This window comes from Plectonema radiosum NIES-515 (genome assembly GCF_025753815.1).
Taxonomy (GTDB): domain Bacteria; phylum Cyanobacteriota; class Cyanobacteriia; order Cyanobacteriales; family Nostocaceae; genus Hassallia; species Hassallia radiosum_A.
On record NZ_JAOWRF010000166.1, the window covers coordinates 1 to 3,487 of the forward strand.

Below are 3,487 nucleotides of genomic sequence, written 5' to 3' on the forward strand. Positions count from 1 at the left end.
AACCACTTATATTATGTCTGGTCAATCACCCATAATAAAACTTGCTCGTAGTCAGGACTGAAGTCCTTTGCTCTCTTGATGAGGACTTCAGTCCTCACTACAAAAGAAAAAAGCAATTATTAAAAGAAAAAATTGCCTTTAACTTTTAACTTGAGTGCTTGGGTCGTTCTGTGAAAAGATGTTAACCTACATCATCATGGGCAAAGCGGTTAAAGAGGAAGTCTAAAGCATAGTTACGCAGTTGATAATATTGCGGATCTTCCATAATGCGAGAGCGATCGCGTGGACGCGAAAATGGAATAGGCATCACTTCGCCAATCTTCGCATGTGGTCCATTGGTCATCATCACCAATTTGTCTGCTAAAAAGAGCGCTTCATCGATATCATGGGTAATCATCAACACTGTACAGCGGTTATCACCCCAGATTTTTAACAATTCTTCTTGTAATTCTTCTTTGGTGATCGCATCTAGCGCTCCAAAAGGTTCATCTAAAATTAACACTTTCGGACGAATAGCCAAAGCACGAGCGATAGAAACCCGCTGTCTCATACCCCCAGACATCTGCGGTGGCTTTTTGTCCATCGCGTCAGCTAGTCCCACCATCGCTAAATGATCGCGGACGATCGCTCTTTTTTCGGCTTCGGGTTTGTTGGGAGAAACCGCATTAACAGCCAAGTATATATTTTCAAAAGCAGTCCGCCAAGGTAACAAGGCATAATTTTGGAAGACAACCATGCGATCGGGACCCGGTTTAGTAATCGGTTTTCCTTCTAGCAGCACTTGTCCGGAACTGGGAAAGTTAAAACCCGATACCATATTTAACAGGGTCGATTTGCCACAGCCAGAGTGACCGATGAGGCAAATAAATTCCCCCTGTCCCACATTCAGATTAACACCATCAAGTACGGTGAAGGGTCCTTTTTTGGTCGGATATACTTTGCAAACATCTTTAATTTCTAAAAAAGGCTTGCGGACATCGTTAATTTGAGTATTTAATGGTTGTCCGATGTTGGTTGCTCTTAAAGTGCGGTTTTGCATGATGTTTTAAAAGTTAAAAAGTTCAAGGTTCGGGTTCAGAAGCTCATCGTTCGAGTTCAGAAGCTCATCGTTCGAGTTCAGAAGCTCATCGTTCAGGTTCAGAAGCTCATCGTTCAGGTTCAGAAGCTCATCGTTCAGGTTCAGAAGCTCATCGTTCAGGTTCAGAAGCTCATCGTTCGAGTTCAGAAGCTCATCGTTCAGGTTCAGAAGCTCATCGTTCGAGTTCAGAAGCTCATCGTTCAGGTTTTAAGTGAGTCCCAACAACCGCCTGGGGTTATAAACCCCAGTCTAATAGCTCAAGTCCACTTAAGTGGACTGAATATTTCATTTGTAATACTTTCAGTCCACTTAAGTGGACTTGAGCTATTAGCCAGGAACTTATAGTTCCTGGCGGTTGAGGACGCACTCTGCACTCTCCGTGCTTACTACGCTACTTTTCTCGTGGGTGTATCAAGAATAACCTCAGCCACAGAAACATCACGTTTAATCTGCAAGCTGTTGAGATAAGATATCGGATCGTCAGCATTAAACGGAGTTCCATCGAACAATTGAATCGGTTTACGAGTGTAGCTAATATCTAAACCTAACTCACGGGCAGCGGTGCTGAAGACGCGAACTCGACACACTCTTTCGACAACTTCCACCCAGTTTCTAGGGAAGGGAGTATCACCCCAACGCGCTAATTGACTCATGATCCAAATTTGCTCGGTGCGACTGGGACGATTGATGGCAGAATCAGAGTAAAATTGATGATGGGCATAATCCCGCAGTGGATAATCTAAGCTACAGGTAGCATTATTCGGATCTTCGATTTGAATGTACTCAATATCGTTGCTGACATACTCCCGCCGTGCTAAAATTTGCCGAATTTCTTGGGCATTTTCCGGAATTGCACAGTAATAACAAGCTTCTAGCAAAGCTTTGGTTAAAGCGATGTGAGTATTGGGGTAATTTTCTGCCCAATCTTCCCGCACACCGAGAACTTTACCAGGATGTCCAAACCAAACTTCTAAGTCGGTAGCAATGGTAAAGCCAACTTGTTCCACCGCAGCGCGATAGTTCCAAGGTTCACCCACGCAGTAACCATCTATACTGCCGGCTTTCAAGTCTGCGACCATCTGCGCTGGGGGAATGGTCTTCATATCCACGTCTAAATCGGGGTCAATTCCCCCAGCCGCTAACCAGTAGCGCAGTAACAAATTATGCATTGATGCGGGATGCACTACGCCCATTGTGTGGCGTAAGTTGCGGGTGCGAAGCAGGTAATTTTTGAAGTCTGATAAGCTTTGCACACCTTCTTCATAGAAGTGTCTCGCCAAGGTGATGGCGTTACCGTTGCGGGTCATGGTGAGGGCAGTAACCACGGGCAAAGGTTGGTTGTTATGTCCTCCTAAGGTCAACCACATCGGCATCCCTGAGGGCATTTGCGCTGCATCTAAATAACCGCCGGTCATGCCATCAACGATACCACGCCAGCTGCTTTCGCGCACGAGGCTGACTTCATCTAAACCATGTTTGGCAAAGAAGCCTTTTTCAAGTGCGATCGCTAAAGGAGCGCAAGCAGTCAGGGGTAAAAAGCCAATTTCTAGATTAACTTTTTCTAAGCCATGACGGGCGATCGCCGCAGTTTTCCGCGCTCTAATTTTCTTGATGCGTTTTTGCTGGTTGAGGAAGTAAATCATCTCACTTCGCAAGCTGTAGTAACTCGGATGTTCCACAACTTCCATCCGCTTGCGGGGTCTGGGAATATCGACTTCTAAAATGTCACCAATTTTCGATTCTGGTCCATTGGTCAACATGACAATTCTGTCAGACAACAGCACTGCCTCATCGACATCGTGTGTCACCATCACGGCAGTAACTTCATTTTCTTGACAAATTTGCATTAGTTGTTCTTGCAAATTGCCCCGTGTGAGTGCATCCAATGCACCAAATGGCTCATCTAGCAATAGTAACTTAGGACGAATCGCCAAAGCGCGAGCGATCGCTACCCGTTGTTTTTGTCCACCAGATAACATACCTGGTTGTTTATCTGCGTGGGTACGCAAACCCACCATATCGATATGTTTTTCGATAATTGCTTTGCGTTCACCTGCCGGTAAACCCTTCATCACTGAGTCTACAGCCAAGGTAATATTTTCTCTGACAGTCCGCCAAGGTAACAGCGAATAATTTTGAAACACCACCATTCTGTCTGGACCCGGTTTGGTGATTCTTTGTCCTTCCAAAGTCACAACACCTTCAGTTGGCAAATCTAGACCGGCAATCATATTTAACAAAGTCGATTTACCGCAACCGGAGTGACCAATAAGAGAAACGAATTCTCCTTTTTTAATCTCCAGATTAATACCTTTGAGGGCGATATATTTACCACCGCCGGTTAATTCAAAAACTTTATCAATTTGATCAACGGCAACAAAGATAGACATGGCAATTTAGGAGTGGGGG

At 44.9% G+C, this 3,487-nt stretch carries 3 protein-coding genes; 1 reads left to right on the forward strand and 2 read right to left on the reverse strand.

Going from position 1 to position 3,487, the window contains the following annotated elements; all coding sequences use genetic code 11:
* Nucleotides 1–181 precede the first annotated feature (181 nt).
* Nucleotides 182–1,039 carry a nitrate ABC transporter ATP-binding protein gene (locus OGM63_RS11025; RefSeq protein WP_263745578.1) on the reverse strand — a complete coding sequence of 286 codons (858 nt, stop codon included), beginning with the start codon at nucleotides 1,037–1,039 and terminating at the stop codon, nucleotides 182–184.
* On the opposite strand from OGM63_RS11025, the gene OGM63_RS11030 reads away from it, so the two are divergent.
* Nucleotides 1,034–1,423 (forward strand): hypothetical protein, encoded by a 390-nt coding sequence (locus OGM63_RS11030; RefSeq protein WP_263745579.1) that lies wholly within the window; start codon nucleotides 1,034–1,036, stop codon nucleotides 1,421–1,423. The two genes, OGM63_RS11025 and OGM63_RS11030, sit on opposite strands and share 6 nt — an antisense overlap.
* 41 nt (nucleotides 1,424–1,464) lie before the next feature.
* Here OGM63_RS11030 and OGM63_RS11035 read toward each other — a convergent pair whose 3' ends face one another.
* Nucleotides 1,465–3,468: an ABC transporter ATP-binding/substrate-binding protein gene (locus OGM63_RS11035; protein ID WP_263745581.1), complete on the reverse strand. Its 2,004-nt coding sequence runs from the start codon at nucleotides 3,466–3,468 to the stop codon at nucleotides 1,465–1,467.
* Between the last annotated feature and the right edge of the window lie 19 nt (nucleotides 3,469–3,487).

Bases quoted from the DNA above. Each gene is read 5' to 3' on its own strand.
- OGM63_RS11025 (WP_263745578.1), bottom strand. From the start codon at position 1,039: ATGCAAAACCGCACTTTAAGAGCAACCAACATCGGACAACCATTAAAT.
- OGM63_RS11035 (WP_263745581.1), bottom strand. From the start codon at position 3,468: ATGTCTATCTTTGTTGCCGTTGATCAAATTGATAAAGTTTTTGAATTA.